Source organism: Corynebacterium sp. HMSC034E11, assembly GCF_001835905.1.
Taxonomy (GTDB): Bacteria; Actinomycetota; Actinomycetes; order Mycobacteriales; family Mycobacteriaceae; genus Corynebacterium; species Corynebacterium coyleae.
The window spans coordinates 24,051-50,374 of sequence record NZ_KV826397.1; the positions used below are offsets into that span (position 1 = coordinate 24,051).

General features: G+C 61.3%; 30 protein-coding genes. 12 read left to right on the forward strand and 18 right to left on the reverse strand.

Annotated features, from left to right (window positions below):
* The first annotated feature begins 1 nt into the window (after position 1).
* Positions 2-424 (forward strand): large conductance mechanosensitive channel protein MscL, encoded by a 423-nt coding sequence (mscL, locus tag HMPREF2690_RS06365; RefSeq protein ID WP_070421421.1) that lies wholly within the window; start codon positions 2-4, stop codon positions 422-424.
* Here mscL and HMPREF2690_RS06370 read toward each other — a convergent pair.
* The 7 genes from HMPREF2690_RS06370 to HMPREF2690_RS06400 form a co-directional block, all read right to left on the reverse strand.
* Positions 421-627: a hypothetical protein gene (locus HMPREF2690_RS06370; RefSeq protein ID WP_224212929.1), complete on the reverse strand. Its 207-nt coding sequence runs from the start codon at positions 625-627 to the stop codon at positions 421-423. The genes mscL and HMPREF2690_RS06370 overlap by 4 nt on opposite strands.
* A gap of 10 nt (positions 628-637) precedes the next feature.
* Complete coding sequence (locus tag HMPREF2690_RS06375; RefSeq protein WP_070421423.1) at positions 638-1,213, reverse strand: MogA/MoaB family molybdenum cofactor biosynthesis protein; 576 nt, start codon at positions 1,211-1,213, stop codon at positions 638-640.
* 59 nt (positions 1,214-1,272) lie between these two features.
* On the reverse strand, positions 1,273-2,526 hold the full coding sequence (locus HMPREF2690_RS06380; RefSeq protein WP_083320328.1) for a S1C family serine protease: 1,254 nt from the start codon (positions 2,524-2,526) through the stop codon (positions 1,273-1,275).
* Positions 2,527-2,615: 89 nt separating this feature from the next.
* Positions 2,616-4,079 carry a sensor histidine kinase gene (locus HMPREF2690_RS06385; RefSeq protein WP_070820444.1) on the reverse strand — a complete coding sequence of 488 codons (1,464 nt, stop codon included), beginning with the start codon at positions 4,077-4,079 and terminating at the stop codon, positions 2,616-2,618.
* Positions 4,079-4,777 (reverse strand): response regulator transcription factor, encoded by a 699-nt coding sequence (locus tag HMPREF2690_RS06390; RefSeq protein ID WP_070421425.1) that lies wholly within the window; start codon positions 4,775-4,777, stop codon positions 4,079-4,081. The genes HMPREF2690_RS06385 and HMPREF2690_RS06390 overlap by 1 nt, the downstream gene beginning before the upstream one ends.
* A 106-nt stretch (positions 4,778-4,883) precedes the next feature.
* Positions 4,884-5,057 (reverse strand): 50S ribosomal protein L32, encoded by a 174-nt coding sequence (gene rpmF / locus HMPREF2690_RS06395; protein ID WP_070421426.1) that lies wholly within the window; start codon positions 5,055-5,057, stop codon positions 4,884-4,886.
* Between the two features lie 21 nt (positions 5,058-5,078).
* A complete protein-coding gene (locus HMPREF2690_RS06400) occupies positions 5,079-5,351 on the reverse strand; it encodes a type B 50S ribosomal protein L31 (RefSeq protein ID WP_070421427.1) in 273 nt (90 codons plus the stop codon).
* A 208-nt stretch (positions 5,352-5,559) separates the two neighbouring features.
* Here HMPREF2690_RS06400 and HMPREF2690_RS06405 point away from each other — a divergent pair, with 208 nt between their 5' ends.
* Positions 5,560-6,699: an SLC13 family permease gene (locus HMPREF2690_RS06405; RefSeq protein WP_070820445.1), complete on the forward strand. Its 1,140-nt coding sequence runs from the start codon at positions 5,560-5,562 to the stop codon at positions 6,697-6,699.
* Here HMPREF2690_RS06405 and HMPREF2690_RS06410 read toward each other — a convergent pair.
* A complete protein-coding gene (locus HMPREF2690_RS06410; protein WP_168167288.1) occupies positions 6,671-7,924 on the reverse strand; it encodes a DUF418 domain-containing protein in 1,254 nt (417 codons plus the stop codon). The genes HMPREF2690_RS06405 and HMPREF2690_RS06410 overlap by 29 nt on opposite strands.
* Positions 7,925-8,128: 204 nt before the next feature.
* Here HMPREF2690_RS06410 and rpmB point away from each other — a divergent pair, with 204 nt between their 5' ends.
* From rpmB to HMPREF2690_RS06435, 5 genes are all read left to right on the forward strand, one after another.
* Positions 8,129-8,365, forward strand: coding sequence for a 50S ribosomal protein L28 (rpmB, locus tag HMPREF2690_RS06415; protein ID WP_042409504.1), 237 nt, complete (start codon positions 8,129-8,131; stop codon positions 8,363-8,365).
* The gene (gene rpmG / locus HMPREF2690_RS06420; RefSeq protein WP_006841072.1) at positions 8,365-8,529 is read left to right on the forward strand and encodes a 50S ribosomal protein L33; all 165 of its coding nucleotides are present in this window, start codon (positions 8,365-8,367) and stop codon (positions 8,527-8,529) included. Before rpmB ends, rpmG begins: the two co-directional genes overlap by 1 nt.
* A 3-nt stretch (positions 8,530-8,532) precedes the next feature.
* Positions 8,533-8,838 carry a 30S ribosomal protein S14 gene (rpsN, locus tag HMPREF2690_RS06425; RefSeq protein ID WP_034999472.1) on the forward strand — a complete coding sequence of 102 codons (306 nt, stop codon included), beginning with the start codon at positions 8,533-8,535 and terminating at the stop codon, positions 8,836-8,838.
* A gap of 11 nt (positions 8,839-8,849) precedes the next feature.
* Entirely contained in the window at positions 8,850-9,101 is a 252-nt protein-coding gene (rpsR, locus tag HMPREF2690_RS06430) for a 30S ribosomal protein S18 (protein WP_180950003.1), read from the forward strand.
* 127 nt (positions 9,102-9,228) lie between these two features.
* Positions 9,229-9,909: a TetR/AcrR family transcriptional regulator gene (locus HMPREF2690_RS06435; protein WP_070421430.1), complete on the forward strand. Its 681-nt coding sequence runs from the start codon at positions 9,229-9,231 to the stop codon at positions 9,907-9,909.
* A gap of 1 nt (position 9,910) precedes the next feature.
* On the opposite strand, the gene HMPREF2690_RS06440 is transcribed toward HMPREF2690_RS06435, so the two are convergent.
* From HMPREF2690_RS06440 to HMPREF2690_RS06475, 8 genes are read right to left on the reverse strand one after another with little or no spacing between them, the layout of a single operon-like run.
* A complete protein-coding gene (locus HMPREF2690_RS06440; RefSeq protein WP_070820447.1) occupies positions 9,911-11,293 on the reverse strand; it encodes a hypothetical protein in 1,383 nt (460 codons plus the stop codon).
* A 27-nt stretch (positions 11,294-11,320) separates the two neighbouring features.
* Positions 11,321-12,175: a J domain-containing protein gene (locus HMPREF2690_RS06445; protein ID WP_070483692.1), complete on the reverse strand. Its 855-nt coding sequence runs from the start codon at positions 12,173-12,175 to the stop codon at positions 11,321-11,323.
* A gap of 12 nt (positions 12,176-12,187) precedes the next feature.
* Positions 12,188-12,835, reverse strand: coding sequence for a hypothetical protein (locus tag HMPREF2690_RS06450; protein WP_070483695.1), 648 nt, complete (start codon positions 12,833-12,835; stop codon positions 12,188-12,190).
* A 40-nt stretch (positions 12,836-12,875) separates the two neighbouring features.
* A complete protein-coding gene (locus tag HMPREF2690_RS06455; RefSeq protein WP_180949995.1) occupies positions 12,876-13,739 on the reverse strand; it encodes a serine hydrolase in 864 nt (287 codons plus the stop codon).
* 2 nt (positions 13,740-13,741) lie between these two features.
* A complete protein-coding gene (locus HMPREF2690_RS06460) occupies positions 13,742-14,617 on the reverse strand; it encodes a serine hydrolase (protein ID WP_083291995.1) in 876 nt (291 codons plus the stop codon).
* Positions 14,618-14,639: 22 nt separating this feature from the next.
* Complete coding sequence (gene purH, locus HMPREF2690_RS06465) at positions 14,640-16,196, reverse strand: bifunctional phosphoribosylaminoimidazolecarboxamide formyltransferase/IMP cyclohydrolase (protein WP_070820448.1); 1,557 nt, start codon at positions 16,194-16,196, stop codon at positions 14,640-14,642.
* Positions 16,193-16,774 carry a phosphoribosylglycinamide formyltransferase gene (gene purN / locus HMPREF2690_RS06470; protein WP_371325687.1) on the reverse strand — a complete coding sequence of 194 codons (582 nt, stop codon included), beginning with the start codon at positions 16,772-16,774 and terminating at the stop codon, positions 16,193-16,195. The genes purH and purN overlap by 4 nt, the downstream gene beginning before the upstream one ends.
* A gap of 10 nt (positions 16,775-16,784) precedes the next feature.
* Entirely contained in the window at positions 16,785-18,023 is a 1,239-nt protein-coding gene (locus HMPREF2690_RS06475; protein WP_070820449.1) for a cell division protein PerM, read from the reverse strand.
* A 300-nt stretch (positions 18,024-18,323) separates the two neighbouring features.
* Between HMPREF2690_RS06475 and HMPREF2690_RS06480 the strand changes: the two genes are divergently transcribed.
* On the forward strand, positions 18,324-19,049 hold the full coding sequence (locus tag HMPREF2690_RS06480; protein ID WP_070421437.1) for a M23 family metallopeptidase: 726 nt from the start codon (positions 18,324-18,326) through the stop codon (positions 19,047-19,049).
* 289 nt (positions 19,050-19,338) lie between these two features.
* Positions 19,339-20,037, forward strand: coding sequence for a M23 family metallopeptidase (locus HMPREF2690_RS06485; RefSeq protein WP_224212937.1), 699 nt, complete (start codon positions 19,339-19,341; stop codon positions 20,035-20,037).
* On the opposite strand, the gene pcrA is transcribed toward HMPREF2690_RS06485, so the two are convergent.
* A complete protein-coding gene (pcrA, locus tag HMPREF2690_RS06490) occupies positions 20,034-22,346 on the reverse strand; it encodes a DNA helicase PcrA (protein WP_070820450.1) in 2,313 nt (770 codons plus the stop codon). The genes HMPREF2690_RS06485 and pcrA overlap by 4 nt on opposite strands.
* Before the next feature lie 68 nt (positions 22,347-22,414).
* On the opposite strand from pcrA, the gene HMPREF2690_RS06495 reads away from it, so the two are divergent.
* Positions 22,415-22,708 carry a chorismate mutase gene (locus HMPREF2690_RS06495; RefSeq protein WP_070421440.1) on the forward strand — a complete coding sequence of 98 codons (294 nt, stop codon included), beginning with the start codon at positions 22,415-22,417 and terminating at the stop codon, positions 22,706-22,708.
* A 28-nt stretch (positions 22,709-22,736) separates the two neighbouring features.
* Here the strand turns inward: HMPREF2690_RS06495 and HMPREF2690_RS06500 are convergent, their stop codons facing one another.
* Positions 22,737-23,072 (reverse strand): antibiotic biosynthesis monooxygenase family protein, encoded by a 336-nt coding sequence (locus tag HMPREF2690_RS06500; RefSeq protein ID WP_070820451.1) that lies wholly within the window; start codon positions 23,070-23,072, stop codon positions 22,737-22,739.
* A 118-nt stretch (positions 23,073-23,190) separates the two neighbouring features.
* Here HMPREF2690_RS06500 and pgi point away from each other — a divergent pair, with 118 nt between their 5' ends.
* Both pgi and HMPREF2690_RS06510 read left to right on the forward strand, forming a co-directional pair.
* Complete coding sequence (gene pgi / locus HMPREF2690_RS06505) at positions 23,191-24,828, forward strand: glucose-6-phosphate isomerase (RefSeq protein ID WP_070820479.1); 1,638 nt, start codon at positions 23,191-23,193, stop codon at positions 24,826-24,828.
* The gene (locus HMPREF2690_RS06510; protein WP_070820452.1) at positions 24,828-26,315 is read left to right on the forward strand and encodes a glutamate-cysteine ligase family protein; all 1,488 of its coding nucleotides are present in this window, start codon (positions 24,828-24,830) and stop codon (positions 26,313-26,315) included. The genes pgi and HMPREF2690_RS06510 overlap by 1 nt, the downstream gene beginning before the upstream one ends.
* The last annotated feature ends 9 nt before the right edge of the window (positions 26,316-26,324 follow it).

Sequence of the window (26,324 nt, forward strand, 5' to 3'; positions counted from 1 at the left end):
CATGCTTCAAGGTTTTAAAGATTTCATCATGCGCGGCAACGTCATTGACCTTGCCGTTGGCGTTGTGATTGGTGCAGCTTTCACCGCTGTCGTCACCGCATTTTCCGATTCCATCATCAACCCGTTCCTCGCAGCCCTCGGCGGCGTGGACTACTCCGGCCTCGGCTTCTTCGTCCGTGAGGGCAACGAGGCTACCTTCGTTGACTTCGGTGCACTGATCACCGCAATCATCAACTTCCTGCTCATCGCTGCAGTGATCTACTTCCTGCTGGTCATGCCGATGAACAAGCTCGACGAGGCACAGAAGCGTCACAAGGGCGTCGACCCAGAGGAGCCGGCTCCGACCGAGACCGAGCTGCTCGCGGAAATCCGCGACCTGCTGTCCAACCAGAACCCGAACTCCACCCAGAAGCCGCTGAACTAATCCCCGTGATGCGGCGGCCGCTGCTCTTCGTAGAAGGCGCGGCCAGTCAAGCCCGGCTCTTCGTCATCGAGTAGCACTTCGCGCTCGCCGTCGAACGCCGGGCTTTTGCGTTGTTGCGACGGCGCCTTATCCGCCGTGCGGTCGTAATCCACATCCGCACGACGCACGACTCTTCTTCTCTTGCGTTCCATCTGCACTGTCACCGCGCGCTATCTACACCGAGTACTGGTTGAGTTCGCCGATGAGGTGGGTGACCAGCGGGGCAATCGTCGATACGCCATCGCGAATCGCCTGACGGCTCGACGCCAGGTTCACCACCACCGTAGAGCCGGATACACCGCAAATGCCGCGGGAGGTGCACGCATCAACCGCGCCACACGCCTGCCCCGACGCCCGAATCGCCTGGCTCACCCCCGGCACCACCTTATCGATGATGCCGCGCGTCGCCTCCGGCGTCTTATCGCGCGGACCAACACCCGTACCACCGAGCGTGAGCACCAAGTCCACACCACCGACGACACCGGTCTCAATCGCCTTGCGGATATCGGACTTCTTCGACTTCACCCGCACCACACCGTCAACCCGGTAATTGAACTCGCTAAGGAGCTCCACCACCATCTTGTCGGTGTTATCGCCGGGGGCGTCGTATCGACGATCCCCCACCAACACAACAATGGCACGCGGCGATTCCGGCGCAGCCTGCTCCAGCTCAGAGGCACGAAGGGTTGCATCGTCCGGCTCGTTCATGTCCAGATCAGCAAGATCAACCGAGTCATACAGTTCAGTCATCGTAAAACGGGCTCCCGTCCGTCAGCGCGGTGAGAAAATATTGCAAGTCTCTAAAGAACTTACTCTGTGCTGAGGGTCACCTCTACCGGAATCGGCTCACCTTCTCCTTGACGCTCCACTTGCAGCGTCACTGTCTGGCCAAAGTCCTGCGAACGGGTAGCGGCAATCAACGCGTCGGCTGAATCTATAAGTCGGTCATTCAACCGCGTGATCACATCCCCCGGCTTCAGACCAGCCTGCTCCGCAGGACTGCCAGGTTCCACCGCGGCAACCACGGCACCACCAGTAATCGCCTGCGCGATGCTGACCTGCACACCCAGCATCGGTTGCGTCGCCTCACCATTACGGATCAGCTGGTCCGCCACTCGCTTGGCAAAGTTCGACGGAATGGAGAACCCAAGACCGATCGAACCGCCGGAGCTCTCTCCGCCAAAGCTGCTCTGGGACAGCGACGCAATCGCCGAGTTCATACCGATCAGGTTGCCGTTCATATCCACCAACGGGCCGCCCGAGTTACCGGGGTTGATCGCCGCATCCGTCTGGATGCCGTCCATCAGCGAGCTCTCGCCGCCACCCTGGCTCGCGCGCACCGGTCGGTTGAGCGCAGAGACAATACCTGAGGTCACCGTCGCAGACAGACCCAACGGCGAGCCGACCGCCACGACCTGCTGGCCCACGCGCAGGTCGTTAGAATTGCCGAACTGCACCACCGGCAAGTTGTCTACGCCCTCGATCTTGAGCACGCCAATGTCGGTGTTCACATCGGAGGCAACATACTGCGCGCGGTGGCGAGAACCATCGTTGAGCGTGACTTGAATTTCGGTCCCCGGCTGCGCACCTGCGGCAATCACATGGTGGTTGGTCAGCACATACCCATCAGAGGAAATGATGGAGCCGGATCCCTCCGCCCCACCAGAGCGCGTGGCCACCTCAATGGACACCACCGACGGCAGCACCTGCGCCGCCACCTTCTCTACCGATCCATCTGGTGCCTCCGCGGCATTCGACACAGAGGGATTCTCCAGGGCGTTTTCTTGCGCCTGCTCTCCACTCGGAGCATCTGCGCTTTGCGACGATCCCGCCGACCCCGCAACGTAACCCGCACCGGCACCGGCCGCGAGGGCGGTCACCAACGCAACCGCAAAGGCGGTTCCTACGCCTGCGCGACGCTTCGGGGCCTGGGATTGTGGCGGCACCGTGTACACGCCACCGCTTGGCACATATGGTGCCTGTGCGTAGTTTTCAGTTGTCTGGTGCGGAAAGCTCGAGGTTTCATCGTTGGGTTGCTCTCCGAAATCGCGCGTATTGCTCATGGATTGCGAGTATGCCCTACCGCGCTGTGGCGGCGCTTGCGACCTCACCAAACGAAACGTAGTGTTTTCTGTACATTTTCTGTACGGGTTTAGCTGTAGCTTTTCTTCGGGATGACGCGGGTCTCGTTCTCGTCTTCGACTATAAGATCCTCAGCCGTCTCGTCCTCCGGAGGACGTCCCGGGAACACCACCCGGAAACGGGCGCCACCGTCATCCGACTCTTCCGCCACGATTGTCGCACCGTGGCGGTCCATCACCTGTTTCACAATCGCCAATCCCAGGCCAGAACCCGGCATAGCGCGCGACTCCGGGGAACGGTAGAACCGTTCAAAGACTTTCTCGCGCTCCTCGGGTGGGATGCCGGGGCCCGAGTCGTCGACAATAAGCACCGCGTTGCGCTTCGCCGCCTTAAGCGACACACGCACTGCACCACCCTCCGGCGACCACTTCGCAGCATTATCGATCAAGTTGATCGGAGCACGTCCCATGGCAAAACGATCACCACGAATGACCCACGGGTCGGCGTGGAACAAGAACGTCACATCGGGGCGACGACGACGCACACGGTCCAGCGCCTCTTCGAGCACCTCGTCGAGGCGGAAATCCTCCGGCTCGGTCTCATGCGACTCGTCGCGGGAAAGGTCGACCAGGTCGCCGATCAGGATCGACATCTCCTCCATTTGGGCAAGCACATCACGTTCCAAATCGGCCCGGTCCTCAGCCGAAATCTGGTCCTGACGGCCGGAGTTATGCAACATCATCAACAACTCAATGTTGGTGCGCATCGATGTCAACGGCGTCTTGAGCTCATGGCCCGCATCCGCCACCAATTGCGCCTGACGCTTCTTGGACTCCTCCAACGACCTCACCAAGGCGTTGATCGAAGAGGTCACCTCCGCAAATTCGTCGTCGCCCTCCACCGGAAGTTCACGCGGCCCACTCGACTCGTTAGCGTTGTCCAACTCACGGTGCAGCCTGCGCACCGGAGTCAAGCCCACCGCCGAAATGAACGCACCAGAAATCCACGCCACCAGGCTGCCGACACCGATAACCACCAGCGCTGCCGCCGCCCGGCTTCCAGAGATGCGACCGTACGGGTCCTCTGTCCGAGATGCGGCAACCACCATCCCATCCGGTGTTTGGCGCACAACAACACGCTTACCGTTGACTGAGCGCACGGATACCGCATCGCCGCTCTCCGTACGCAAATACGGCCCTGAAATAGATACCGGATCCCCCAAGAACAGGTTCGAGTCTGCCCCTGAAACCGCAATGCTTGTCAACGGGTTTGATCGCCGAAACGCCGCAATTTCAGAGCGGATCTGATCTTCCGAGGCCCCGTCGAGCTGGCGAGCCATCCCCAACGTCTTGCTCCGCAGCTCAGTATCCAACACGCCTTCGTGGGTTTTGGTAGACAGCCACATGCCAAGCATCGTCGTTAACCCAACTGCGGCAGCGACAATGAAGCCCGACAGCACCGCCAATTTCAGGCGCAAGGAATGCCCCGCCCCAGGGCGGGTCTCATAGGCATCGCCAGACGCGACGCGCAACATCACGGAGCAGTCTCCCGAAGCACGTAACCAACACCGCGCACGGTATGGATAAGGCGAGATTCACCGCCAGCCTCAGTCTTGCGACGAAGGTAACCGATGTAAACCTCCAGGGCGTTTCCGGAGGTTGGGAAGTCGTAGCCCCATACTTCCTCAAGAATGGTCTGACGGGCCAATACGTGGCGCGGATTCTGCATCAACAAGTGCAGCAACGCAAACTCCGTACGGGTCAGCGAGATCGGTCGGCCATCGCGGAACACGTCACGCGTCGAGGTATCCATGGTCAGGTCCTCGAACTTCAGCGTGGTCGAATCCTTCTGCTCACTATGGCGCGACTCCGCACGGGAGCGACGCAGCAGCGAACCGACACGGGCCAGCAGCTCCTCAAGCGCAAACGGCTTAGGCAGGTAGTCGTCCGCACCAGCGTCGAGGCCAGCCACACGGTCCGCGACACCATCGCGCGCCGTCAGCATAAGAATCGGGCCATCGTAGCCCGAAGAACGCAGCGTACGGCAGACACCGAGGCCGTCAAGCTTTGGCATCATAAGGTCCAAAATGGTCAGATCCGGCTGCTCTAACCGGATCTGGTCGAGCGCATCCTCACCATCTACGGCGAGGACTACGTCGTATCCGTTGAAACGAAGCGACCTACGCAGTGACTCGCGCACAGCCTGTTCGTCATCGGCAACGAGAATTTTCATGCGGATATTATGACTTATTTTCCTCTAAGAGTGAAAACGGCATTAAAAAACCGGGCCCCACCTGTGGGAACCCGGTATTTTTGCGCGAGTTTTACCTTGCGGAAGCTTAGAACTGCTCGACGTCGATCAGGCCAGCCTGAGCCGCCTTAACGAGACGACGCGGGATCTGCACCTCGCGGCCGTCGATCTTGACGTTGACCAAGTCAGGGTTGTTGGCCTTCCACTGGGAACGGCGCATGCGCGTGTTAGCGCGGGACATCTTGAACTTAGGGGTTGCCATGATTGTGCTCCTTTACGCCCTTTAGTTAGCGGACTTCTTCTTGCGGCGTGCCATGCCACCGAAACGCTGGTTGAACTTCTCAACACGGCCAGCGGTGTCCATGAGACGCTGAGCGCCAGTCCAGAACGGGTGAGACTCTGCGGTCACGTCAACCACGATGAGCGGGTACTCGTTGCCGTCTTCCCACTGCTCGGTGCGTGCGGAGGTCAGGGTGGAGCGCGTCAGGAACTTGTGGCCCGTGTTCGCGTCCTGGAAAATCACCGGGTGGTAATCCGGGTGAATGTCTTTCCTCATTAGTATTCGTCTCCCTCAGGATTGAACTACGGGTCGGTTCCTTACATTAAGGATCGTGCCCGAGTTGGGTGCGAAATGGTCTTTTTATCCGGCGGTCGCCGGACAACTCGAAATATCATACAGCTCACCTACGCTTTGACCTAATCATTGCAACTCGCTTATCGACGACCTCCGCCCTGCTCATCCACCACTTACCCTCAACCCCGCCATGAATCTTTCCTCGTTTTCTTTGCCGCTGGCAGCAATCGCCAGTCTCGCCGTGCTCGCCGCAGTGTCCCTGAACGACACCACTGAAGTTGCCCTTCGGCTTGTTCCAGTACTGGGTTTCGCGGCCGGCATGTCTGTCGTCGTCAATCTCGCTGCTCGTGTGCACACCTTCGAGTGGCTGGTTGGCGCGTTGCAGCGCACGACGTCACGCAGAGAGATCGTTCTGGCGGGATTTCTCGCACTGTGTGTCGCCGCGACAGCGTTCCTCTCGCTCGATACCACTGCGATCATACTGACGCCGTTAGCGGTGCAACTCGCCTCCCGCTTCCGACTCCCGGTGCCGGCGGTGGCGCTTTCCGTGGTGTGGATTGCCAACTTTGCCTCCATGCCTTTGCCGGTTTCCAACTTGACGAATTTGCTGGCGGTGGGCGGCGACGCGTTTTCCACCACCGGTGAATACGTCCAACTTGCCGCCGCCCCTGCAGCCGTGGCAGTGGCAGTGGCAGTGGCAGTGGCAGCGTCCTACGCAGCCCGGGCGATATACCGCAGCGCAGCAGCCGAACCTATGCCCGAAGCGTCGTCGATCCTCCCACGCCCAACGGGCGCCCTCGCGGTACTGGGCGTCACCGTCGTTGCACTCCTCAGCCCGATCCCCTACTGGCTGACGAGCACCGTCGCCGCCATCGCAATGTGGTGTGCGGTGGGCCCGACCGGACGGCGCGACGGCATTACTCCACTCATCCCGTGGTCGGCGCTCAGCCTTGCCACTGCCTTCTCCGCGGTGGCGACACTGGCCCTGCAGATCAGCGATATTTCGTCCGCCGTGCAGCAACTCGCCGGCACACACCCCTTAGCAATTGCAGCTGCTGGCGCGACCACAGCGAACGCGATCAACAACATCCCTGCGTTTTTAATGCTCGAGCCCGCAGTCAGCGATCCGGCCAGCGTGCTGGCTCTCCTGATCGGCGTCAATGTCGGCCCGGTGATCACCCCATGGGCATCGCTCGCCACACTGCTGTGGGCAGATCAACTCCGCCGCGCAAAGGCCCCAGTACCGTGGCGCGGTTTCATCCTGTGGGGCCTACTCCTGGCACCCGCTACCGTGACTGCCGCTACCGCTGCACTGCTGGCCGTTGCTTAGCCGCAACCATGTCGACAGCCCGGTGCATGACAATTTCAAACGGTCCACGCTGGAAGCGCTTCAGCCACAACATGCTGAACGCAATGAGCAGCGCACACAACGCGAGATAAACCCCACACACGAGCAAGGTGCCGGCAGGCCCCTCTACGTACCGGGCTAGACCAAACCCGAAGTCGTAGAACACCACAGAGGCGAGCACATTCTGCAGGATGTAGCACGTCAGCGCGGTGCGACCGACTGCAGCCAAACCGGTTCCCACCACACCAAGCGTGTTGTCGCGGCGGATGTAGAAGGCCGCGATGAGCGCGAGGACACCGAACGCCACTACCGTCGAGGTGACGTAGCGCGTCAACGAAGCAGATGCGCCGGTGGCAAACAAGCGCAGCCCCCAGTCCAGCGGGATACCAACACCAAGGCCAACAAGCATCACTTTGCGACGCAACCCCGCCCCGGCAGGTTGGAACAATCCAGCGCGGTACAACCTGGCCGCGAGGAGAAACACACCGATGCCCATCACGAACATGATTGGGATTTCGAACCTGCCGCCGAAGAAGTCGTCGATACGCGCCTGCACCATCGCCGGATAGCTGTCGGTTGCGGTGTAGAGCGCAAACGACTGGTCAAACGTGGGGATATCCTCGCCACCCTCGATCTCGTCGAGCGGAATACTGTTAAGCAGATAGGTGCCCACGGAGAACAGCAACATGACAAGGACATGTGCGCTCAGCGCGAGCCACATCCACACCTTTTGCACACGCTCGCTGCGCGCAATAATCGGCGCCACCGCAAGGGCGGTCAGGCCGTAGCCCATCAACACATCAAACTCGAAAATGAAGATGTAGTTCAGTAGCCCTTCGGCCACAAGGAAGATTGCGCGCCAGTAGTACAGCCCGGGCCAGCGCTGGTTTCGTTTCGCTGCAGATTGGCGCTGGATCTCCATGCCGATGCCGAACATGATGGTGAGCAGTCCCAGGAACTTGCCGTCCGTGACCAACGCGCTTGCGGCATTGAACAACGCGTCGGCGGCCTCTGCTGCAGTTCCATTCGTGGAAGCGGCGCGAACCTCATCCCAGAGCGTGAAGTTCGGATCGAAATACTGCTCCATGACGCTGTCCATCTGGTGCCAGGTGGCAAAGATCCAGATATTCGTTGCCAAGGTGCCCAGAATTGCGATACCTCGAGCGACGTCGAGAGCGACGATTCTCCGATAGGTGGGTTCATTCACGGGTGTCATACTACGCAAAACGCGATTATGAGAAATGGCGCAAAGACGGTAGGGTTGTCTCTCGCTGTTGTCGAAGTACACATATACGCCTACGTCAACCGATTGCATTTGCGCCGGTAGCGGACCCTCACACCGCTTCTCACCTGGCGCTTTCCTCACATCGTGATCGAGTCGTGGGCGGTAAGAAGAGTAAGGAAGAAACCCATGTCGGCACATTGCCAGGTCACGGGACGTCAGCCGTCGTTCGGCAAGACCGTCTCGCACTCGCACCGCCGCCACTCGCGCCGTTGGAACCCCAACGTGCAGAAGCGGAAGTTTTACCTGCCCTCCGAGGGCCGTACCATCACCCTGAACGTTTCCACGAAGGGTCTGAAGATCATTGACCGCGACGGCATCGAGTCCGTCGTAGCCCAGATCCGTGCACGAGGTGAGAAGATCTAATGGCACGTAACGATATCCGCCCGATCATCAAGCTGAAGTCCACCGCGGGCACCGGCTTCACCTACGTCACCCGCAAGAACAAGCGCAACAACCCGGACCGCATCACGCTGAAGAAGTACGATCCGGTAGTTCGCAAGCACGTCGAATTCCGCGAGGAGCGATAATCCATGGCGAAGAAGTCTAAGATCGCTAAGAACGAGCAGCGTAAAGAGATCGTCGCCCGCTACGCGGAGCGTCGTAACGAGCTCAAGGCAATCATCAAGAACCCGGAGACCTCTGACGAGGATCGTCTGGACGCTCAGTTTGAGCTCAACCGTCAGCCGCGCGACGCATCCCCGGTGCGCGTGCGCAACCGTGACTCGCGTGACGGCCGCCCCCGCGGCTACCTCCGCAAGTTCGGTGTTTCCCGTGTCCGTATGCGCGAGATGGCTCACCGCGGTGAGCTGCCTGGCGTCCGTAAGTCTTCGTGGTAAGGAGGACTCAAATTATGAAGCGCAACAATTCGCGTAAGCCGCGCATTGAGCAGTCCCGTCGCCCGAAGAAGAACCCGCTGAAGGCAAAGGGCATCGAGACCGTCGACTACAAGGATATTGAGACCCTGCGTCTGTTTATCTCCGACCGTCACAAGATTCGTTCCCGCCGCGTCACGGGCCTGACCCCGCAGCAGCAGCGCCAGGTCGCTACCGCTGTGAAGAACGCGCGCGAGATGGCTCTTCTGCCGTTCACCACCCGCTAATTAGCCGGTTGACGATGACAGCGTAAGAGTCTTCGGCTCTAAGCACCCGCACTCCCCTCTCCGTGAGGGTTGAGAGCGGGTGTTTTTCTTCTAAAGTAGTGGCGTATCCCAGAAAGGTAGGCAGGGTATGGCGAATTCGGTCGGACGACCACGCAAGCAAAGCCCACGGCGCAAAGGCGCAACCGCCCGCGAAGAAATCCTCGATGCCGCATCCGAACTTTTCACACGCAAAGGCTTCGCAACTACCTCCACTCACGACATTGCTGACGCCGTAGGCATCCGTCAGGCGTCGCTGTACTACCACTTCCCCTCCAAGCGCGACATCTTCCTCACGCTGCTCATGGGGACACTGCAGCCTTCGCTGGATCTCGCATCAGACTTGGCCAAGACCGACGAGACCGCAGCCGTGAAGCTCTGGGCGCTCGTCGCCGCCGAGACCCGTATCTTGTTGTCCTCGAATTGGAACGTGGGCCGGCTCTACCAGTTGCCTGTGCTGGAGTCGGAGGAGTTTGACGAGTACCACGAGGCACGCCAACGCCTGGAGGGTATCTTCCGCGATTTGGCAGCGCAGATCGTTGGCGACGACGACCCCCGCATCGACCTACCGTTCCACATGACGCTCGCCGCCATCGAGATGCGCGACAACACCGGCGTTGCGCCATACCCGCTTGTCGACGACGCCCTGCCCGCCCCCTCCGTCACCATCGCCGATGCCGTTTTGGACGTGCTCCATACGGACCTTCCGGATCGCCGCGCCGAGCGCATGCTCAGCCTCGTCGCGCAGGTATCGCGCGACGAGGACGCTTAGTTTAGAACTTGTCTAAATCCTCGACCGCGACGCGGGCCTCGAACCAATCCCCGTCGTCTCGCTTCACGCCCCAAATCCGGGCCCCTGACGGTGAATCAATCGGGAACACATCCGCATCAGCGGTGATAAGTTCCTTAGTCTTCACATCGCTTTGAGCAACGCGCGGGGAAGTTCGATTGCCGTCGTAGGTAAAGATCGACTCCCCGTCCGAAATCGCGTCGACGAAGTCCAACTCCTTGAGTTCGTCCTCGCCTATTTCGAGCAGGACTTCTCCAGTCTCGGGCTTGAGGACAAAGAGTTTTTCTAGGTCATCGAGTGGCGAGTAGAAGATGGCCGTAATAATGCCACCGCTGCGCCGCACCACAGGTACAGAACTGTAGGTTCTGGTTTCCACACTCATTGCTTCGTCTGCCTTGCCACCGCTGACATAGAGGAATTTCACTTTACAAGGCTTCGTTGGCTCATCGATGCAGCGCTCCTGTTCCGCAGTGTCCTTGCCGTAAACAAGGGCGCTGTCGCCGATACGCCACGCGGCTTCAGGTGCGAAACCTTTACGTATCTCAACGTCCTCCCCCGATTCGAGATTTCGGCTCCTCAAATCCCCTTCGTTGCTTGCGTAATACAGCACGGGCTCCCCGCTCTGTGCAATCACGCCGAAGAAATCATTGGTCTCGATGTGCTCATGCCTTGTTTCTTGGCCAGAGGCGATATCCACCGCAACGACATCGATTTGTTTCTTCGAGCCGGCCTCCGGAATGTTCGCGAGATAGATCTTCTCCGCACTCGCCGCGATAATTTCGGCGGACTTAGCGTCGAGGTTCTTCGAATCCACTTCCGCGAGGGTTGGCTCGTCGAAGGATGCAAAATCGTCGAGGAACGTCGAAAGGCTTACCTTCTCCGTTTGTAGGCCCTGCGTACTCTCCACAGTCTTCACAAGGCTGGCGCCTTTGGTCTTCCCGTCGTCGGCAACCAGCATCATCGTCGTGGTCATACGTTTGTCCTCAGAGCCATCGAACTTCTTCGGGGAGACGTCGTACAACGCTCCCGTGTCCAGATCGAGCGCACGGGTTTCTTTGTCCCAGGATGTGACAGCGAGTTTTGCAGGGACCGCCTGATTGAATGTCGGATTGAACACGTCGAGGTTGTCGATCCCAAGTGACCTTGTTTCTGGCAAGTCACGTGCTGCTTCAGGCGCCGCCTCTAACGGATCGACGGCCATGCGTGCGTTGTTGTTCCACTGTGGCTTAAGGGATTCCGCAGCCGTAGTTGCGTGCTTAGTTGGGTCAAGCACTTCCGTTTCGGTTTCATCCGCGCCGCCACAGGCACTCAGCGAGACTGTCAACAGCCCTGCACCAAGAAGTGCGATTGCTTTCGTCTTATTCATGTTCAATCTCCTCGTTCTCTCGCCGTGTTAGTCAAAGATGTCGTAGAGCTTCCAGTCGCCGCCATCTCGAGCGAACAGAAACAGTTGGGTATTGACCGATGTCGCATGGACGTCCTTGTTTTTCACCTCCGTGTTGATCCCAACGAGTCGCGCCTCCTTGATCCCACTCAACCCGTAAAGACGGTCGAGGTAGTCGGTATTCTCCGACGCATCGTCACCTTGTTTCTTTGCGACGAGGTCCTTCAGGTCGTAGCTCTCCCCCGCGGCGTACTCGGCATCGTCGGATGATCCGATGCTCGTGTTCTCAAGCTTGTTTTCAAGCAACGCTGCACGGCCAGCAGCGGCATGCTGATTCATCCAGTCGGCCCTATCGTCCTCATCAAGCTGGGCGATTTCGTTGGCGAGCTTCTCAGGTCCGCTCGAGCCCAGCCCAGCGCCAACAAGCTGAGGAACTACCAGCGCAATGACGAGCACACCCGCAACAACAGCAGCAATAGGCCACCAACGCTTCACATCGAACGACTTCTCCGGTGTGTTGTCCCCTTCGCCAGAGCCGGGAACAACGGCTGGTTCGGAAACTTCGGGGGCTTCTGGTGCTTCGGGTGCGGTCGGTGCAGCCGTTGCAGCCGGTGACGCCATGGCGGCCAGCGACCGAAGGCTTTGCACGTTCATGGGCATGCCACTGTCGGCCTTCAAGCGAGAGTCGTACATCTGGCGCTTAGTCGGATCTCCCAGAATCTCCCGAGCCAGACGCAATTCCTCCTCGCCACCAGGGTTGGAAGTGAGACCGCTGTCGAGGCGTTGCGTGAGCTCGTCGACAAGCAGCTCGCTCGAAGCCGACGGATCAAGTTCGAGCGTCTTGTACAGGTTGTAATGCTGCATCCCGGTTTCCTTCTACTGCTCGCTGATGAAGACGGAGGCGTTGTTGCCGCCGGTGCAGCGGAAACCGCCCTGCGCCGGCGAGCAGGACATCATGTAGTACTGGCCGGTCTTCGGGCTCAGGCTACGCAGCGAGGTCGGCGTCTTTCCGTGCTCCGCGTAGTACGCGCGGAAATCATCACCTACGGCACGCGCGAAGCCCTCAGTTGTGACGGACGTTTCCGGCACACCGACCCCGAAGGTACGGTCCTTCCGGTCAGCGTCCGGCTTTGCCGACGACGGCGCCGCCGAGGGCTTTGCGCCGTCAGTCGCAGCCCCACCTGGAGCACGCGTCGACGTTTCCACAACAGTAGAGGTCACCGGCTCTGTGGAACCGCTGGACGATCCGCCAAAGCTCCACGCGGCGAACGCACCGAGGACCGCCAGGAGGGCAACGGCGAGCACACCAATGATGATGTAGAGCACCCGGTTCGATGACTTCGGCTCTTGTGGGCCGGGCGCCGGCGCGTACGCAGGTTGGCTCCACTGCTGCTGTTCCCAACTTTGCGCCGGGAACTGCTGGGTGGGCATATGCTGCTGTGGTTGTCCCCACTCGTCGTATTCGGATGGTTTCGGGGTGTATGCCGCCCACTCATCGTTGGGGTTGGCATTTGGGTTCGACATCGTGGAATCTCCAAGCTACGGGGGTGTTTGTCCCCGCAGTCTATCGTCCAGCCTCCGAACAGTCAGGATTTGGCGAGCCCAATTGCAGCTCGAGCACAGCGTTTGTGAGATCAGTTGCCATCAATTGGGCCGTCGCATAGGTGCCGTCGGCGGGCGAAACTGTCAGCGCGATGCCGTAGCCGTTGTACAGGCCGAGCTGGCGCACGGTGTACTTCCCGTCGTCCCCCGGACCCCAGCCACCTTTGAAGGCAACATCCGGCAAAACCCCCAGACCGTAGCGCTGCTCCGGCACTACCTTGCGCATCATGTCGAGTACCTCGTCGGACCCCGCCACGCAGCGCAGGTTGGAGGCGAACACTGCCTGCTCACGAGTGCCCCATCGCGTTTGACCGAAAGCCGTGAATCCAGGCCTGAGCACAACGGTGTTCATCGGGAGATCTACTCCTGCTTCACGCAGCACTGCTTCTACCTCCGCAGGCTCAACCGTCGCCCACAGTGTTTCTGCTGCGAAGTTGTCTGAGGCGGTAATCGCAGACTCCGCAACCGGAAGTAGCGAAGGGTCTTTCCGAAGCGCAGCCACCGCGATCGGAACCTTCGAAGTTGACCACGCTACCTGCGGATCTTGTTCCGGCGATCCTACTGCGTCCCGGCCGTCAGACACCGCGAGCTCTGCCGTTCCCCCGTATTGAGCAACCACGGCATCGACTGCTGCTTGGAGCTGCGGTTGCAACTGCTCCAGAACAGGCGCGGGGACGGGCGAGGGTGCGAGTGAACTCGGCGTAATTACGTGGGTTGCCGTCACAGTTTCCGTCGCTGGTTCTGAGGCCCGCTCCCCTGCCCCGCACGCGCTGAGCGCAAGCCCAGCGGCGACCAGCGCTGCAGCAAACCTCAGTCGCGGCGTCATGTTTAGCAGCGGGCCGTCGGCAGATCGCCGCGCATTGCTGCGATGCCGTCCGCCAGCTCGTTGAGCATGGCGAAACTACCCTCGTGCCCCTTCGGGCTGTGCGCGGTGATCGCCACGGCGATATCCCCGTTCGGCCCAGGGATGAGGCCAAACTGGCGGGCGAGGTGCCCGTTCTCGTAGTAGTTCCAGCCGCCCTTGAAGCGTGCACCAGGGATGCGCCCTACACCCCAGCGCTGATAATCGACGACGCGCCCCATCATGTCCAGCACCGGCTCATGCCCCTTCACGCAGCGCAGGCCCGATGCAAACGCCGCCTGGTCGCTGGTGGTCCACAGCGTGCCCATCTGGTATCCCGCGGAGTTGGTGGTCCGCGATCCTGCCTCGGCGATGATGCCGTCGAGTTCCGCGCCCGATACCTGGCCAAACATACGGTGCGCGGCAGGGTTATCGGAGCGGGTCACGGCGACCTCAGCATCCGGGTAGGCTGCCGGGCTCTTGCGCAGCGCACCAATAGCCACCGGGACCTTCATAGTGGAAAATGCCGGCTCCGGGCGGTTATCCCCTGCGGTAATGCCACCGACAGATGCTGTCGCGCGGCCACCATGTCGCGCAACAACGTCGCGCACAAGCTGATCAAGCTGCGCTTGAACCTCCGTGGCACTCTTGCCCGTCGGCTGTCTCTTCGCGGCGGCCGGTGCCGTCAGCGGCAACGGCAGGTGGATGGCTCGCTGCACTTGCGGCGGCAGTTGCTTGTAGGTCTGCACAATGGCCGGGCCTACAACCGGGATCTGATCAATCGCGGAGTAGGTGGGAATGGCCGGCAGGCCCGGAAGCGAAATACCTGCGGTGAGCGCAAGCGCGGCGAGCTTGGAGGACACGGAGGTACTCTCCTTCAGAGGGTTAGTGGGCGAAGTGGCGGGTGCCGGTGAGATACATGGTCACGCCGGCTTCCTTGGCTGCAGCGATGACTTCCTCGTCACGGATGGATCCGCCGGGCTGGACAACGGCCTTCACACCGGCGTCTGCAAGCAACTGGAATCCGTCGGCAAACGGGAAGAACGCGTCGGAGGCTGCCACGGCACCGTTGGTGCGGTTGCGGCCCTCGTCCAGTGTGTTCGCGCGGTCAACGGCCAGCTTGGCCGAATCGACGCGGTTGACCTGGCCCATGCCGATGCCCACCGATGCGCCGTCGTTGGCAATCAGGATGGCGTTGGACTTCACGCAACGCACCGAGCGCCACGCGAACTCAAGATCGGCGAGGGTCTGCTCGTCGGCAGCGTCGCCGGCAACCAGCTTCCAGTTGGCGGCTGCGTCGCCGTCGGCCTGGAACTGGTCGCGCTCCTGGACCAGCCAACCACCGGTGATCTGCTTGCGTTCCTCGGTGAGTTGCTCCGGGGTGACCTCCAGCAGGCGCAGGTTTTCCTTCGTGCGCAGCAGCTCGAGTGCTTCCGGCGCGAAAGACGGGGCGATGACCACCTCGGTGAAGATCGGGTGGATCTGCTCTGCAAGCTCAAGGGTGACCTCGCGGTTCGCGGCGATCACGCCGCCGTAAGCAGAGACAGGGTCGCAGGCGTGCGCCTTCTTGTGTGCATCCGCGATGGACTCGTCGGATACTGCGAGACCACACGGATTGGCGTGCTTGATAATCGCGACGCACGGACGGTTGTGATCCCAAGCCGCACGCCATGCGGCGTCAGCGTCCTGGTAGTTGTTGTAGCTCATTGCCTTGCCGCCGTGCTGCTTCGCAGCGGCAATGCCCCAGCCGTCGCTTTCCAGGCGGGCTGCCTGGTGCGGGTTCTCGCCGTAGCGCAGTTCCGTGGTCTGCGCACCAGACGCAGCCTGGGATGCAGCCTGGCTCTCGAGCTGGGAGGCGAGCCAGGAGAACACGGCGGCGTCGTAACGCGCAGTGTGCGTGAACGCCTCGAGGGCGAGCTCGCGGCGCTCGTCGAGCGTAAAGCCACCGTTCTTCACGGCCTCCACAACGTCGGCGTAGCGCTTCGGGGAGGTCACAACCGCGACAGACGGGTGGTTCTTGGCTGCCGCGCGCACCATCGACGGACCACCGATATCGATCTGCTCGACGCACTCGTCAAAGCTGGCACCTGAGGCGACGGTTTCCTCGAACGGGTACAGGTTGACCACGACGAGCGAGAACGGCTCGATGCCCAGCTCCTCAAGCTGCGCCTTGTGGTCATCCTTACGCAGGTCTGCCAGGATGCCCGAGTGCACGCGCGGGTGCAGCGTCTTCACACGGCCGTCGAGCACCTCCGGGAAACCGGTGACCTCTGCGACCTCGGTCACCGGCACGCCTGCGTCTGCAATGCGCTTCGCGGTGGAACCAGTGGAGACGATTTCTACGCCGGCATCGCCCAACGCGCGAGCCAGATCCTCCAGCCCCGTCTTGTCGTAGACGCTGATCAGCGCGCGCTTGATTTCCCGCTTCGCGGCATTCGTCATGAGAAAAGGACCTTTCCGTTTACTACTTGGGCGTTATGGAGCAGTTCCACGATCTGCTCGCGCTCGACCTTCTTGATGCGCTCGTGCAGCGTGGAGGTGGTGTCGTCCGGCAGCACCTCAACGGCACGCTGGGCGATGATCTCGCCGCTATCCAGTCCGGAATCGACGTAGTGGACGGTGCAGCCGGTGACCTTCACACCGTATTCCAGAGCATCCCGGACAGCGTGTGCGCCCGGGAATGATGGCAGCAACGACGGGTGCGCGTTGATGGTTCGACCTTCATACTTCTCAAGGAAGGGCTTGCCCAGGATGCGCATGAAGCCCGCCGAAACGACAAGGTCTGGCTTCACGGACGCAAGCGTGGCGGCAAGTTTTTCGTTCCACGCGTTGCGGTTGGTTTCCATTGGCACCACTGCGGTGCGGATACCCGCGTTCTTCGCACGTTGGATCGCTGGGCAAATTTGATCCGCCACCACAATGTCGATGCGGTAGCGACCTTGCGCATTGTCGATCATGGACCGCAGCAACGTACCCGTTCCAGAGACGAGCACAGCAATTGATTTCACTGAATCACTCACGCGAAGCAGTCTAGCTGTCAGTGTTCGCAGGTGTGCGTTGCCTTAGCGCAGCTACCCCCAACACGGTTGCACCGGTGACGGCAACCCATACAAATAGCAGTAGCGCCAGCACCCAAGGGTCCACGCCGATGACCCCATAAGCGCCTGCTTGCCCTGAGGAGAAGACGCCTGCGGCCGCGCCGAATAGGGCGCACCACGTGGCAGTTGCTGCAATAGCAATCAGAGACACTTGCTTTGCAACGAAGTAATGCACCAGCACCGCCGCCGGCACCACCAACAGCACCGGCGCCCACGCGGGCACCTCCGCCGGGATCGCACCAAACAGGGGCAGGGGTGGGTACGGGATCTGGACTGCGTCGAAGAGGTTTATCGAACCGGCACCGTAGGTAAAGGACCCGCCGAGCATGACCGACAGCGCCCCGATAGCCGCATTTGGCAGGTACGCCACACAGAGCACGAACAGGCCGATACCGCCGCCCCACCCGAGGGATGGGTACTGGCCGAGCAGTTCGCGAACCTCACCAAAACCTGCAACGAGGAACGCAAGGTAGATCACTGCGGCTGCACTCAGCAGGCGTACAACGATCTTGCCTGCAGCCTCACCTGCATCAACGGTTTCCGCGGGAACCCCCGCACGCTTCGCGAGCGCATGCCACACCACGTTGCGGATTCCGATGCAGTAACCAATGAGGTGCAAGATGACCGGGCAAAGCAGCGCGGCCACGGGGTGTGGTGCGGCCACCGGATAGACGGCCGACGCGTCAGCGACCATGAACAACGCGATGCCGCTGAACACCAGCGCAAAGCCGATGACAAGACCAAGCAGCACGAGGAGGTCCAGGATGCTCACTCGTCCCGCCGTAGCCGCACGGATGCGGCGCGCCACGAGTGCGACAACACCGATGGCTGGCAAAAGGGGTACGGCGGCGAGCTCGATGTCGTCGATACGCACTGGCACTCCATGGAAGACGAACCAGCTCTCCCCCACCGCGGCAGGCAGGTAGGTCAGGCGCCAACCTGCGATGAGGATGACGGCAAAGCACACCACAAGCAGCCCGAGCCCGACGACAGCATTCGGCACAGCGACATACGGCAGGTAGTGCTTGATCCGCTCTTCGGTCGTCTCCGGGACCTTTGCGGGGGCAGACCGCTTCTTAATACCGGTGATCTTGCGCTTGGACATGCTGGCGTTGCGCGCGCGGCGCCCGCTTGTCGACGACGCCGGGCGTGGTTTCGGTGTGGTGCTCATCCCCGCCAACTCTGCCACTCCTCACCCCCACTTCTGGGGAAGGACACCCGATCTTCCAATTTGCCCCACCCGTCCGGAGAGTCACACCATTCACATACGACTACACATGACGTGGATGCAACCGGGATGTAACACTGCGAAGACAGCGAACGATTAAGACAATTTTCAGATTCATCTTGCCCCGATGAAACCAATTCGTTACAGTAACCACTCGTAGATAACAGGAAGGTTACGATTCCCCTGCCGGAAACAGCACTAGCAGGGGGAATTCGGGCCAACGGGAAATCTCAAAGAGGGCACATGTTCATTTCGAAGAAGCAGGGCGGCAAGCACCGTAAGCAGACGCCGAACACGGGTCGCGCAGCTGTCGTCGCCGCCGCCACTGGCGCGGTTTCCACCGCCGGCTTCTCCGGCCTCGCCGCAGGCGCTCTCACCTCGGACAAGAGCCAGGACGCGGATTACTCCATCCAGCTCGCAGCCGATACCGACGAAATTGCCGGCACCCCAGACAGCGACGCCGCAACCCCGCAGATCCTGGCGATCGCGGAGTACAAGCCGGTTGAGAACCTTACCGACCAGCTCAACAAGGCAGTCCAGCACTCCGACGAGGTCGCTCGCCAAGACGAAGCAGCACGTGCCCCGCTGGTCGTCCGCCCGGCCGACGGCGCTTACACCTCCGGCTTCGGCATGCGCTGGGGTTCGATGCACTCCGGCATCGATATCGCCAACGTGGAAGGCACCCCGATCCGCGCCGTTGCCGATGGCACTGTGATCGACTCCGGCCCGGCCCAGGGCTACGGCCAGTGGATCCGCATCCGCCACGAGGACGGCTCCATTTCCGTCTACGGCCACATGCAGTCTCTGTACGTAGGCGTCGGCGAGCAGGTCCATGCCGGCCAGGACATCGCCGGCATGGGTTCGCTGGGCTTCTCCACCGGCTCGCACCTGCACTTTGAAATCTGGCCGGACGGCGCAACCGCTGTCGACCCGGAGCCTTGGTTGGCCGCACGCGGTATCCAGCTCTAAGCCACACACAGACTTCTGCCCCGCCTTGGCGGGGCTTTTTCATTGTTGGGCGTCCAACTTTTCGGAGCATGCGGGGGTACACCATCCACCCCCACAGGCAATTAACATCCGTAACAAATTTCACTTCAGTAACATCGCGCCTGCCTGCAGCGATACCACCTAGCTACGCCCAATTAGAACAAACGTGCAGGTCACGCCATTGCTTCGCGGGTGGACACACGTTAAATTGACCTGCTGTGCGCGTAGCCAAAGCTGCGCCGAACCAGACCTGCGTAGAGAAGGTAAAACTGTGAAAACCAGTCGTATGTTCCCCGGTGCCTCCGTGGCAGCCGCTGCAGCATTGGCGCTGACGCTTGTAGCGTCGCCAGCGCACGCACTGACCCTCACTGTCGGTGGCGCACCTATCGGCAACCAGGGCGACGCCTTGGGCGCCCTTGCAAAGGCTGCAGACGCCATCCTGGACAACGGTGCAACCGTGACCGCCGGCGGCTACAAGATCGTGTACGACCCGCGCGCCCTCGATGCGCCGCTGTCGGCCGCGTTCGCTCCTGCCGATGGCACGGACTGGGTCGCACCGCAGCGCGGCCGCACCGCAGATGGCCGCACCGTGGTCATGCCGGCGTCTGGCCGCTACACCTCCGGTTACGGTCCACGCTGGGGCACGTTCCACCGTGGCATCGACATTGCCAACACGGAAGGCACCCCGATCTACGCGGCAATGGACGGCACCGTCACCGCAGCAGGTCCGGCGCAGGGCTTTGGTAACTGGGTCGTGATCAAGCACGACGGTGGCGAAGAGACCGTCTACGGCCACATGCGTTACTACGACGTGCAGGTCGGCCAGCGCGTCAAGGCGGGCCAGAAGATCGCCTCCATCGGCAACGAGGGCTACTCCACGGGCCCGCACCTCCACTTCGAGGTCAAGCCGGACGGTGTGAACCACGCCGACCCCGAGGTCTGGCTGGCCCAGCAGGGTATCCGGATCTAAAGCTTTTCCATCGGCACCCCGCCGATGGTCATCAGCCTGACGGTGCCAGACGACCCGAAATCGATTGTCACCGTCTCCCTCACGCCGGAACCTTCCACGGTGAGGACCGTGCCCAACCCGTACTTCGCGTGGTTGACGCGGTCTCCGGCCACTAAGTTCAAATTCTTGTGCACCGTCTGTTTCGGTGCACGGCGCGCAGAGCGCATCTGCGTGCGTGGACGCGAGGGCGAGCCCCACGCATCCGCGTTGAAGGAGCGCTCCGGTTCCAACCTGCGCCAGTCGATGAGGTCCTCCGGGACCTCTGCGAGGAAGCGACTGGCCGGGTTGGTTACCGGAGAGCCCCACGATGAGCGCAGCATCGCACGCGTCAGATATAGCCGCTCGCGGGCGCGCGTAATCCCCACATACGCCAGGCGACGTTCCTCGGCGAGCTCCGCTGGATCCCCCAACGCACGCAGGTGTGGGAACTGTCCGTCCTCCCAGCCGGTAACAAACACCACCGGGAACTCCAGGCCCTTTGCAGTGTGCAACGTCATCAACGTGACCACGCCCTGCTCGTTGTCCGGCAACTGATCCGCATCAGCGACGAGCGAAACCTTCTCCAAAAACGCCTGCAGTGATCCCGGCGCGGGTTCGCCTTCCTGCATAACCTCGTCGATTTCTTCATCGGTCATGTACGCCATCTGGTTCGCAGCGTCCGAGGAGAACTCACGGGCGACAGAGACCAACTCGTTGAGGTTGTCCAGGCGCGCCCCGTCCTGCGGGTCGTTGGAGGCTTCAAGCTCTGCCTTGTAGCCGGTGGCATCAAGCACCTGGGCGACCAGTTGCCCGAGGTCTGGCATGCCGGTGACCTCATTGACCATGTTCGGCATGTCCTGGCGGAGCCCCCTCATCATGTCCACGAAGCGGGTAATGGAGTTCGTGGCGGCCTTGGCCAGCATGTCCACGTTGCCCTCAGTGGCGTCGATAAGCGAACGCCCAAAGCTTTGATTGTTTTGCTCCGAGTGCAGCGCCACCATGGCTTGCGCCTTGTCGCCAATGCCGCGTTTTGGCACGTTGACAATGCGCCGCATGCTCACCGTGTCGTCCGGGTTTTCTAGCACCTTCAGGTAAGCAACGATGTCGCGGATCTCGCGGCGCTCGTAGAAGCGGGTCCCGCCGACTACCTTGTACGGAATACCCGAGCGGATGAAAATGTCTTCCAACGCGCGCGAGGCGTTGTTGGTGCGATACATCACTGCGATATCCGAGTACGGCACGCCGCGATCCGACAGGGCATCGATTTCCGTGGCGATGAAGCGGGCCTCGTCGTGCTCGTTGTCCGCGACATAGCCGACGATCTTCTCCCCCGTGCCGTGGTCAGTCCACAGCTTCTTCGGGCGGCGGCCCTCGTTCTGCGCGATGACAGCGTTCGCGGCACTCAAGATGTTCTGCGTGGAGCGGTAGTTCTGCTCCAGCATGATCGTCTCCGCATCGGGGTAGTCGCGCTCGAACTCCTCGATGTTGCGGATCGTCGCGCCACGGAAGGCGTAAATGGACTGGTCAGAATCGCCCACCACCGCCAGCTCGGGCGCGTCGGGGCCGTCGCCCACCAGGGTGTGGATGAGTTCGTATTGAGCGTGGTTGGTGTCCTGATATTCGTCGACAAGCACATGCCTGAAGCGACGCCGGTAGTACTCCGTGACCTGCGGATGCGTCTTGAAGATGCGGACTACCTCGCCGATCAGATCGTCGAAATCGAGCGCGTTGGATTGGCGCAAACGGCGCTGATACTCCGCGAAGACGTTTGCCACAGTGGTCTCGAACGGATTGTGGGTGCGCTGTGCTTGCGCTTGCGCCTGGTCGGGATCCACCAGCTCGTTTTTCAGATTTGAAATCGCATTAGCCAGCACGCGTGGCGAAAACTTCTTCAAATCCAGGTTCATGTCTTTGCCGATCATGCCAAGCAGGCGACGTGAATCGTCCGAATCATAAATAGTGAAGTTGGTGTTTAGCCCCGGCACCAACTGAGCCTGCTGGCGCAGAATACGCACGCACACCGAGTGGAACGTGGCCACCCACATGCGCTCCGCCTCAGGTCCGACGAGTTGGCCGACGCGCTCCTTCATCTCCGCTGCGGCCTTATTAGTAAAGGTGATGGCAAGGATCTGCCACGGCGCTACCCCACGGTTTTGCAGCAAATAGGCAATACGGCGGGTCAGCACCGCAGTTTTGCCGGAACCAGCGCCGGCGACGATAAGCAGCGGGCTACCTTCGTACACGACGGCCGCCTGTTGCTGCGGGTTCAGGCCAAGGGTCACATCAGTCATGGCAGTCACTGTACTAACGCCGCCGACACGACCCTGACCGTGTGTTCGAACTGGCATAATCTACTGCCATGAGTGAGCTTGAAATCCGCATGCCATCCGGCACCGACGATCCCCTTTCGGACGCGGAGATCCAGGAATACCGCAAGGAAATCGACCGACTTGACCGCGTCATCCTCGACGCAGTGAAGCGCCGCAGCCAGATTTCCGCCGCGATTGGTAAGACACGCATGGGCTCGGGCGGCACGCGTCTTGTCCACACTCGCGAGGTGGCCATCATTAACCAGTTCCGCGACGAGTTGGGCGAGGAAGGCCCCGGCCTGGCACAGATCCTGCTGCGGCTCGGCCGGGGCAAGTTGGGTTAACGCACTTGGGGGCTAGCCCGCCGGACGGCTAGTCCTGCTCGGTGGAATCGAGCACGACCTCAAATTCCAGCAGTTCAGCAGACTGTGACACCGGCTTGCGCGGAGCCTCACCGTTATCGCCGCCCTTGTCGCTTTCAGCGTGCCCGGCGCGGCCTGCGCCTTCCCACCAGGCGTTGTAGGACTCCTCGTCGGCCCAGCGGGTGACCACGAAGTAGCGCTCCTCCCCCTTGACTGGGCGCAGAAGCTGGAAGCCTTCGAAGCCGGGCTGGGAGTCGATGGCGTGCTTGCGGGCAGCGAAGCGGCGCTCGAGTTCCTCGCCGGCGCCTTCGGGGATAGTAATCGCGTTGATCTTGACGATGCTCATGGGCGCCATTATCCAGATTTGCCGGGTGGTGGGGTGTTACCCGGAAGGCACGACAGGTTTTGACTACCGTAGTTTGCATTGAACGCTGGAGATGATCACCGCCGCCTGGGAGGCTGCAATGCACGACATTACGTCCGCACCGAGCTGGAAAAAGCTCGAAAAACTCCATGCTGAAACGTCTCGCACGACGCTGCGTGATCTGTTTCGGGCCGACGCGCAGCGCGCCGAGCGCTTCACTTTCGACGCCGCCGGTTTGCACGTGGATCTGTCGAAGAACCTGTTCAACGGCCGTGTCATGGAAGCGCTGATTGCACTTGCCGACGACGCCGACCTGACCGAACGCATCACCGCGATGTTTGCGGGCGAGCACCTCAACACCACCGAGGACCGGGCTGTGCTGCACACCGCGCTGCGCGCCCCGGCGGATCGGGCGCTGATCGTCGACGGCCAGGATGTCACCGCTGACGTGCACGATGTGCTGGAGCGCATGAGTGCGTTTGCGGAGTCGGTGCGCTCTGGCGATTGGCTCGGCCACACGGGCAAGCCGATTACCAAGGTGGTCAACATCGGCATCGGCGGCTCCGACCTGGGGCCAGCCATGGCTGCTCAGGCGTTGCGTACCTACGCGGATGCTGGGGTGAGCGCGGAGTTCGTCTCCAACGTGGATCCGGCCGATATGACCCGGGTGCTCGCTGACGCTGACCCGGAGCAGACGCTGTTTATCGTCGCCTCCAAAACGTTTACTACCCAGGAAACCCTGTCCAACGCGCATGCGGCGAAGCGCTGGCTGCTCGAGGCTTTCGATGGCGACGACACCGCGGTTGCGAAGCACTTCGTAGCCGTCTCTACCAATGCGGAGAAGGTCTCCGAGTTCGGTATTAATACGAACAACATGTTCGGCTTCTGGGACTGGGTTGGCGGCCGCTACTCGGTGGATTCCGCGATCGGCCTGTCGCTCATGGTGGTCATCGGCCCGGAGCGTTTCCGCGAGTTCCTCGCCGGGTTCCACGCGATGGATGAGCACTTCCGCACCACCGATTTCGAGCGCAACGTGCCTGTACTCATGGGGCTGCTCAACGTGTGGTACCGCAACTTCTACCAGGCCCAGACCCATGCGGTGTTGCCGTACGCGCAGGACCTCGCCCGCTTCCCGGCGTATCTGCAGCAGTTGACCATGGAGTCCAACGGCAAGCGCACGCGTATCGACGGCACCCCGGTCACCTATGACACCGGCGAAATCTTCTTCGGCGAGCCCGGCACCAACGGCCAACACGCCTTTTTCCAATTGATCCACCAGGGCACCACACTGATTCCGGCGGACTTCATCGGCTTTGCCAAACCACGCGCTGATCTGCCCACCGCCACCGGCGAAGGCTCCATGCACGACCTGCTCATGGGTAATTTCTTCGCGCAGACGAAGGTGCTGGCGTTTGGCAAAACCCAGCAGGAAATCGAAGCAGAAGGTGTCCCGCATGCACTTGCGCCGCACAAGGTTATGCCTGGCAACCGCCCCACCACCACGATCCTGGCGGAGGAACTCTCCCCGCACTCCCTCGGCGCGTTGATTGCGTTGTACGAGCACATCGTGTTCGTGGAGGCCGCCATCTGGGGCATCAACGCCTTCGACCAGTGGGGCGTGGAGTTGGGCAAGGCTCAGGCCAATGACCTCGCCGCTGCCGTTGCGGGCGAGGAAGAGCCCGCCTCCGGCGACCAATCCACCGACAACCTCATCACCTGGTTTAGGGAGCACCGCTAATGGGCGACGCCATCTCATCCGAGTCCTACACGCCACGCCAGCGCACCACGTACCGCCGTCGGCTCGAGGATGAGCTGGAGCGCTTCGACCGGCACCTCCAGGGCGCCGAGTTCGTCGATCACGGCACGATCGGGCTGGAGTTGGAGCTCAATCTTGTCGACGACACCATGCTCCCCCACCCCAACAACCAAGCCGTGCTCGCGCTGCTTGATAGCGAGTACCAGGCCGAAATCGGCGCTTACAACGTGGAGATGAACCACCCACCCTTGGATATTCAAGGCCAGGGGCTAGCGGAGTTGGCTGGTGGCGTCGAGAAGCGACTTGCCCGCGTGCGCGAGGCAGCAAAGCGGGCCGGGTCGCACCTGGCAATGATCGGCACCCTGCCCACGATGACCTCGCAGTTTCTCGATAGCGACGAGTGGATGACGCCAGAGAATCGCTACGCCGGACTGAACAACTCGATCCTGGAATCGCGCGGTGAACTGGTCAAAATCGACCTGCGGGGCGAGGAGAAATACACCCACTACTTTGAGACCATCGCCCCCGAATCCACCTGCACATCCATGCAGCTACACCTCCAGGTGGCACCAGACCGGTTCGCGGAAGCGTGGAACGCTTCCCAAGCCATCGCGGGTGTGCAGGTCGCGCTCTCAGCAAACTCACCGCTGTTCCTCGGCCACAAGGTGTGGCACGAGTCGCGCATCCCGGTGTTCAAACAGTCCATCGATACACGCACCAAAGAACTGATCAACCAAGGCGTGCGCCCGCGTGTGTGGTTCGGCGAACGCTGGATCACCAGCGTCTTCGACCTGTTTGAAGAAAACGTGCGCTACTTCTCCCCGCTGCTGCCCGAAGGCCGCGCCGACGCAGGCACCCCGTTCATGAACGGCGACAACCCTGGCCTGCACTACCTCAACCTGCACAACGGCACGATCTGGCGCTGGAACCGGCCCATCTACGATCCGGCGGGCGAACTCAGCCACATCCGCGTGGAAAACCGCCTGCTTCCCGCTGGCCCGACCGTCAAGGACATCGTTGCCGACGCTGCGCTCTACTACGGCCTGGTCAAAGCCCTAAGCAACCAGACCCGACCTGTGTGGTCGCGCCTCACCTTCGACGCCGCAAACCGTAACTTCCTCGCCGGCGCCAAGCACGGCATCAACGCCGAGATGGAATGGCCGACGTTGGGTTCGGTTCCGGTACGTGAGCTCGTCGAGAAGCATCTGCTCGACCTCGCCTACGAGGGGCTGCGAGCCCTTGACGTGGACCAATCCTGCGCAGACGAATACCTCGGCATCATCGAAGGCCGCGTGCGCACCGGCCAAAACGGGGCGACCTGGCAACTGGACGCCCTGAGCCGCGCCGCCGCCGGATCAAAACCCGCCACCAGCGAACGCGCCGAAGGCCTCGCACGGGTTTTGCGGCAGTACATCAAAAACTCCCAGGCAGGCGCGCCGGTGCACACTTGGAACCTTGAGGTCGAATAAGGCAAGATA

What these genes read in the sequence shown, in the direction of transcription:
- mscL (WP_070421421.1), top strand. Translation starts at nt 2, where the DNA reads ATGCTTCAAGGTTTTAAAGATTTCATCATGCGCGGCAACGTCATTGAC.
- HMPREF2690_RS06375 (WP_070421423.1), bottom strand. Translation starts at nt 1,213, where the DNA reads ATGACTGAACTGTATGACTCGGTTGATCTTGCTGATCTGGACATGAAC.
- HMPREF2690_RS06380 (WP_083320328.1), bottom strand. Translation starts at nt 2,526, where the DNA reads ATGAGCAATACGCGCGATTTCGGAGAGCAACCCAACGATGAAACCTCG.
- HMPREF2690_RS06385 (WP_070820444.1), bottom strand. Translation starts at nt 4,079, where the DNA reads ATGTTGCGCGTCGCGTCTGGCGATGCCTATGAGACCCGCCCTGGGGCG.
- HMPREF2690_RS06390 (WP_070421425.1), bottom strand. Translation starts at nt 4,777, where the DNA reads ATGAAAATTCTCGTTGCCGATGACGAACAGGCTGTGCGCGAGTCACTG.
- rpmF (WP_070421426.1), bottom strand. Translation starts at nt 5,057, where the DNA reads ATGGCAACCCCTAAGTTCAAGATGTCCCGCGCTAACACGCGCATGCGC.
- HMPREF2690_RS06400 (WP_070421427.1), bottom strand. Translation starts at nt 5,351, where the DNA reads ATGAGGAAAGACATTCACCCGGATTACCACCCGGTGATTTTCCAGGAC.
- HMPREF2690_RS06405 (WP_070820445.1), top strand. Translation starts at nt 5,560, where the DNA reads ATGAATCTTTCCTCGTTTTCTTTGCCGCTGGCAGCAATCGCCAGTCTC.
- rpmB (WP_042409504.1), top strand. Translation starts at nt 8,129, where the DNA reads ATGTCGGCACATTGCCAGGTCACGGGACGTCAGCCGTCGTTCGGCAAG.
- rpmG (WP_006841072.1), top strand. Translation starts at nt 8,365, where the DNA reads ATGGCACGTAACGATATCCGCCCGATCATCAAGCTGAAGTCCACCGCG.
- rpsN (WP_034999472.1), top strand. Translation starts at nt 8,533, where the DNA reads ATGGCGAAGAAGTCTAAGATCGCTAAGAACGAGCAGCGTAAAGAGATC.
- HMPREF2690_RS06435 (WP_070421430.1), top strand. Translation starts at nt 9,229, where the DNA reads ATGGCGAATTCGGTCGGACGACCACGCAAGCAAAGCCCACGGCGCAAA.
- HMPREF2690_RS06440 (WP_070820447.1), bottom strand. Translation starts at nt 11,293, where the DNA reads ATGAATAAGACGAAAGCAATCGCACTTCTTGGTGCAGGGCTGTTGACA.
- HMPREF2690_RS06445 (WP_070483692.1), bottom strand. Translation starts at nt 12,175, where the DNA reads ATGCAGCATTACAACCTGTACAAGACGCTCGAACTTGATCCGTCGGCT.
- HMPREF2690_RS06450 (WP_070483695.1), bottom strand. Translation starts at nt 12,835, where the DNA reads ATGTCGAACCCAAATGCCAACCCCAACGATGAGTGGGCGGCATACACC.
- HMPREF2690_RS06455 (WP_180949995.1), bottom strand. Translation starts at nt 13,739, where the DNA reads ATGACGCCGCGACTGAGGTTTGCTGCAGCGCTGGTCGCCGCTGGGCTT.
- purH (WP_070820448.1), bottom strand. Translation starts at nt 16,196, where the DNA reads ATGACGAATGCCGCGAAGCGGGAAATCAAGCGCGCGCTGATCAGCGTC.
- HMPREF2690_RS06475 (WP_070820449.1), bottom strand. Translation starts at nt 18,023, where the DNA reads ATGAGCACCACACCGAAACCACGCCCGGCGTCGTCGACAAGCGGGCGC.
- HMPREF2690_RS06480 (WP_070421437.1), top strand. Translation starts at nt 18,324, where the DNA reads ATGTTCATTTCGAAGAAGCAGGGCGGCAAGCACCGTAAGCAGACGCCG.
- pcrA (WP_070820450.1), bottom strand. Translation starts at nt 22,346, where the DNA reads ATGACTGATGTGACCCTTGGCCTGAACCCGCAGCAACAGGCGGCCGTC.
- HMPREF2690_RS06495 (WP_070421440.1), top strand. Translation starts at nt 22,415, where the DNA reads ATGAGTGAGCTTGAAATCCGCATGCCATCCGGCACCGACGATCCCCTT.
- HMPREF2690_RS06500 (WP_070820451.1), bottom strand. Translation starts at nt 23,072, where the DNA reads ATGAGCATCGTCAAGATCAACGCGATTACTATCCCCGAAGGCGCCGGC.
- pgi (WP_070820479.1), top strand. Translation starts at nt 23,191, where the DNA reads ATGCACGACATTACGTCCGCACCGAGCTGGAAAAAGCTCGAAAAACTC.
- HMPREF2690_RS06510 (WP_070820452.1), top strand. Translation starts at nt 24,828, where the DNA reads ATGGGCGACGCCATCTCATCCGAGTCCTACACGCCACGCCAGCGCACC.